At 68.3% G+C, this 5,423-nt stretch carries 2 protein-coding genes and 1 pseudogene; 2 read left to right on the top strand and 1 reads right to left on the bottom strand.

Features of this window, described 5'->3' with window-relative positions:
* Together U9983_RS26480 and U9983_RS26475 are read left to right on the top strand one after the other, a co-directional pair.
* Positions 1-3,941 (top strand): hypothetical protein (locus tag U9983_RS26480; protein ID WP_322756619.1); only part of this gene is annotated, 3,941 nt, incomplete at its 5' end.
* Between the two features lie 18 nt (positions 3,942-3,959).
* The gene (locus tag U9983_RS26475; RefSeq protein WP_322756618.1) at positions 3,960-4,886 is read left to right on the top strand and encodes a phosphate/phosphite/phosphonate ABC transporter substrate-binding protein; all 927 of its coding nucleotides are present in this window, start codon (positions 3,960-3,962) and stop codon (positions 4,884-4,886) included.
* Between the two features lie 31 nt (positions 4,887-4,917).
* Here the strand turns inward: U9983_RS26475 and U9983_RS26470 are convergent.
* Positions 4,918-5,423, bottom strand: a pseudogene (locus tag U9983_RS26470) (glutamate dehydrogenase); the annotation flags it as partial.

The raw sequence follows: 5,423 nt of genomic DNA, 5'->3' as shown, positions 1-5,423 counted from the left end.
GGCTCAGCCCGGACGGCGAGCTGCACCTGGCCACGTCCGCCTCGCTTGACCTGACCCGGTCACCGGCGGCGCACTACCAGGCCCTGCCCTACCGCACGCTGCGCGACACCCTCGCCGACTGTCGGGCGCGGACGGTGGTGGTCGTGCTGGACTGCTGTTTTTCCGGCCGGGCGTCGGCGGCGCTGCTCACCGGTACCGACGACGTGTTCGCGATGACCGCCGTCCGCGACAGCTACCTGCTCACCGCCGCCGCGCCGGAGGCCGCCGCGCTGGCGCTGCCGGGCGAACGACACACCGCGTTCACCGGCGCACTGATCGACTTTCTGACCGACGGTGATCCGACCGGCCCGCCGCGGCTCACTCTCGAACACGCCTACCGTTACCTCGCCCGGGTCCTGCCCGCCACCGGTCGGCCGGAACCGCGCCGCAACGCCGGCGGTAGGGCCGGGGATCTCCTGCTCACCGACAATCGAGCCCACCACCCGCCCGCCCCCTCGCGCCGACCTCGCCGGCCCGACGACGATCGGGAAACTCCCAGGCCCGGCGCGGTCGAGGATGTCTGCCCCTACCGGGGCCTGGAAGCCTACGGCCCGAACGACGCACGATTTTTCTTCGGCCGTGACGCGCTCACCGCCACACTGTTGGAACGACTCGCCGGCCGGCTCACCGATCCCCGCCCGGTAATGGTCGTGGGTGCCTCCGGCGCGGGCAAGTCCTCGCTGCTGCACGCCGGACTCATCCCGGCGGTACGCGCCGGCAAGCTGAACGTACCCGGCTCATGGGCATGGCCGTGCCACGTCATCATCCCAGGTGTCGACCCACTCGCCAGACTGACCGCACTGCTGACCCCCGACACCGGCGGCCAGCCGGAAACGACCGGCAGCGACCCACCGACGCGGCGAATGCTGCTGGTCGTCGACCAGTTCGAGGAGCTGTTCACCGCCGACATCCCCGACGCCGAGCGGCGGGCCTTCGTCCAGGCACTCATCGCCGCCAGCACCCCCGGCAACGGCGCCCGGCCACCTGCTCTGGTCGTCATCGGGATGCGCGCGGACTTCTACGGCCATGCCACCGAGTACCCCGAGCTCGCCGACGGGCTGAGCAACGGTCAGGTCCTTGTCGGACCGATGACCCGCGCCGATCTCACCGACGTCATCCGCGGCCCCGCGCGGGAAGTCGGTCTCGATCTCGAAGACGGCCTCGTCGACGTCCTCCTGCGAGATCTCGGTGTCGGCGCGACCGTGGACAGCGTCGGACCCGCCCGTCTTCACGGCGCCGGCACGTTACCGTTGCTGTCCCACGCGTTGCTGGCCACCTGGCAGCACCGCGACGATCGGCTGCTCACCGCCGCGGGCTACCTTGCGACCGGTGGCATCGACAAAGCCGTCGCCACCACAGCCGAACGGGTCTACGCCGCACTCGACGACACCGGTAAGACCACAGCCCGCTGGCTCCTGCTCCGCCTCCTGTACATCAGCGCCGACGCAGGTGAGGACACCCGACGTCGTCGTACCCGCGCCGAACTGATCGCCGAGTACCCCGACGGGCGCAGCGTCGAGGCGGTGCTCGACGCGTTCGCCGCCGACAAGGCCCGTCTGCTCACCATCGAGCAGGAAACCGTACAGATCACGCACGAAGCGTTACTATATGCATGGCCGACCCTGCGATCCTGGATCGACACCGACCGGGCCGGCCTCATTGTCGAACAGCGCCTCTCCGACGACGCCGGCACCTGGCAGGACAGCGGACATGACCCCGACCTGCTCTACCGCGGCAGCCGGCTCGCCCTGGCCCGCGAGTGGGCCGATTCCTCCGAGCGCCATGACAGCCTCACTCCGACCGCCCGAGCTTTCCTGTCCGCCAGCATCGACACCGACAAGGCCCGCGCTGACGCCGAACGCCGCCGAGTGCGTCGAATCAGACGGTTGGCCATCGTCAGCACCGCTCTCCTGATTATCGCGCTGTTCGGAGTCGCTGTGGCCGTCGTCAAGCAACAGGACGCCAGGGCACAACAACAGATCGCAGTCGCCCGGCAGGTCGTCGCGCAGGCCGACGCCGTTCGGGACGTCGATCCCCGCGTCGCGCTGCAACTCGGTATCGCGGCCTACCGCATCCACCCGAGCGACGAGACCCGTTCCGGCCTGCTCAACACCCTGGCAGCCACCCGCTACAGCGGTACCCTCACCGACGGCAGCGACACCGTGTCGTCCGTTGCCTTTGCCCCGGACGGGCGGACGCTGGCCACCGGTCGAAGCGACGGCAGGACGCTTCTCTGGGACATTGCCGACCGGGGCAGCGTCGACACGCCCGGACAACCCAGCGTCCTCGGACAGCCCTTCACCAGACAACACAGTGTGGCCTCGGTTGTCTTCGCTCCGGACGGGCGGACGCTGGCCACCGGCGGCGACGACGGCACCACGATCCTGTGGGATGTGACCGACCGAGCCAGCGCCCACGAGCTCGGAAAGGCCCTGCTCGCAAGCAGCGGCAGCGCGGCCTCGGTTGCCTTCGCTCCGGACGGGCGGACGTTGGCCGTCGGCGACGGCGACGGCACGCCGCACCTGTGGGATGTCACCGACCGCGTCAACCCCCGTCGACTGGAACCCGACCCGCGCCTGACCGGACACAGCGGACCTGTGACGTCGGTGGCATTCGCGCCCGACGGGCGGACGCTGGCGACCACCAGCAGTGACGGTATCGCGTTGCTGTGGGACGTCGCCGATCCACACTGTCCTTGTCGGGTCGGGTCGCTGGTCGGCCATCAGGGCGTGGTGCATGCCGCGATGTTCGCTCGCGACGGGCGGACGCTGGCCACCGGCGGGGACGACGGCACTGTGCTGCTGTGGGACGTCAGTGACCCGACCAACGCCCGAGTCAAACAAGCCATGACCGGACACAGCGGACCTGTGGCGTCGGTGGCATTCGCGCCCGACGGACATGCTCTGGCGACCACCGGCGGCGACGGTATCGCACTTCTGTGGGATGTCGCCGATCCAAGCCGTCCCCGCCAGGTCGGGTCGCCGCTGGCCGGCCACCATGGACCGGTGTATTCCGTGACGTTCGCTCCGGACGGGCGGATGCTGGCCACCGGCGGCGGCACCGCGATCATCTGGGATCTGGTCAACCGGCCTGAGCAGCTCGGGCAGCCCCTGACCGGCCACAACGGTCCGGTGATCTCGGTTTCTTTCGCCGGGAGCACGCTGGTCAGCCGCGGCTCCGACGGTTCCGATATTCGATGGGACATCACCGACCCGGCCCACCCCCGATCACTCGAACAAAGTCGGGCCGGCCACCGTGATGTGGTGACGTCTCTCGCGTCGTCGCCGGACGGGAAGACCCGTGTCATCGGCGGCGACCCGGACGGCGATGTGACGTTGGAGGACGTCACGGACGGCGACCATTCGCGACAACTCGGCCAACCCCTCACCGGCCATCGAACACCGGTGACTGGCGCGGCCTTCGCGCCCGACGGACGCACCCTGGCCATTGCCGGCTACGACGGTGCGGTCATTTTGTGGGACGTGGCTGATCGGAGCAGGCCGCGGCGACTCGGCCAGCCCCTTGCGGGTCATCTCAAGTCGGTGAATTCGGTGGCTTTTGCGCCGGACGGGCGTACTCTGGCCACCGGTAGCGCCGATAAGACGGCTATCTTGTGGGACGTGGCTGATCGGAGCAGGCCGCGGCCGCTCGGCCAGCCCCTTGCGGGTCATCTCAAGTCGGTGAATTCGGTGGCTTTTGCGCCGGACGGGCGTACTCTGGCCACCGGTAGCGCTGACGGTACGGTGATTTTGTGGGATCTCACGGGTCTCACCAACCTCCGGAGAGACGCGGTAGACCATGCGTGTTCCATCGCAGGACAAGGGCTCGACCGGGACGAGTGGGCCCGCTACATCCCGGGGCTGCCCTACAGCGACACCTGTCCCACCCGACAAACCGCTTGAGGCAGATGGAGAACGTAGATGAGAAGCCTCGTCGCCGGACTGGCCGCCGCTGCCGTTCTCCTCCTGGTGGCCGGCTGTACCCCGTCTCCCAAGGTTCCCAAGGGGGACGGCACCATCGAACCTCTGATCTTCATGGCGATTCCCAGCCAGCGGCCCGGACCGCTGGAGGAATCCTTCCAACCAGTCCTCAGAATGCTGGAGCACGAGACCGGCAGGAAGATCCGATTCCGGGAGGCGCACGACTACGCGGAGGTCATCGAGGGCGTCCGTACCGGAAAGGTCCAGATAGCCGAGCTGGGACCGTTCTCATATGTGCTCGCCAAACAGCAGGGTGCCCGGATCACTGCCGTCGTGGCCCGGGTCACCCAGAAGGGAGACATTCCCGAATATCAGTCCTACGGCATCACCCGCGTCAATTCCTCGATCAACCGTCTCGCCGATTTCCGCGGCAAGAAGATCTGTTTCGTCGACGAGAACTCCGCATCCGGATACCTGTACCCGAAAGCCGCGTTACAGGATGTGGGCATCTCGGTGGAGCGGGATATCGTCCCAGACTTTACGCATGGTCATGACCTCTCGGCGATCGCGGTGTCGAACGGACAGTGTGACGCTGGCTTCGCCTACAACACGATCGTCGACCGCCGACTACTCGTGCAGGAGCAGCTCAAGCCTGATGAGCTTAAGGTTGTCTGGAAGTCCGAGATGATTCCCGGCGGCCCAATGGTGATCGCCAACGATCTGCCGGCGACCCTGCGCGAACAGCTGGTCGCGGCATTGCAGCAGAAAGCCAATGCCGACTACCTGCGGGCGAACGGGTTCTGCGAGGGTGCATGTGTCATCGCCGACGGATATTCGTACGGTTTCGGGTCCCTCGACGACGCCGCCTACGACAAAGTGCGGGAGGTGTGCAGGAAGGTCGGGGAGAAGTCCTGCGAGAAGGCCTGAACGGCCCTCGCCCGGGCGCGGAGCGCATCGGTCACCGTCTGGGGATCAGCTCGCTCAGCCGACCTGCCACGACGGAGATCATGGCGCTGGTCAGGCGCGGTGCCGCGGTCACGTCGTCGACGACGGCGCGTACCCGGTCGGCCCGGGCTCCGGTGGTGATCCGGTCGATGGCCGCGTCCAGGTCGAACTCGGGCGTGGCCATGGCCGCCTCGGTCAGCTCCGACCGGGCGCGGGCGACGTCCGCCCGCAGGGTCGCGGCCGCGATGTGCTCCCAGTACGACTGACCCGGTAGCTGCGCACCGCGGCCGATGAGGTGTGCCAGGCCCAGGCGTCCCAGGCCCAGATTCGTTCCGATGGCGGTGTAGACGTGCAGTACGTCTCCCGGTTCGAGGTCGTTGCGCAGGGCCACGTCGACGATGTCGAGTGCCGGGCTCATCGCGTCGAGCCACGCGACGCGCTCGGCCAGCCGCGCTGGCAGGCCGCGCTCGTAGAGCTGCTCGGCCAGCGCCAGGATGCCGGCCAGTTCCTGGTCGGATC

Origin of the sequence: Protofrankia sp. Cas3 (genome assembly GCF_963555955.1) — a bacterium.
Lineage (GTDB): Bacteria > Actinomycetota > Actinomycetes > Frankiales > Frankiaceae > Protofrankia.
Note: the sequence above shows the minus strand (reverse complement) of the source record. Positions and strands in the feature narration are given on the sequence as shown.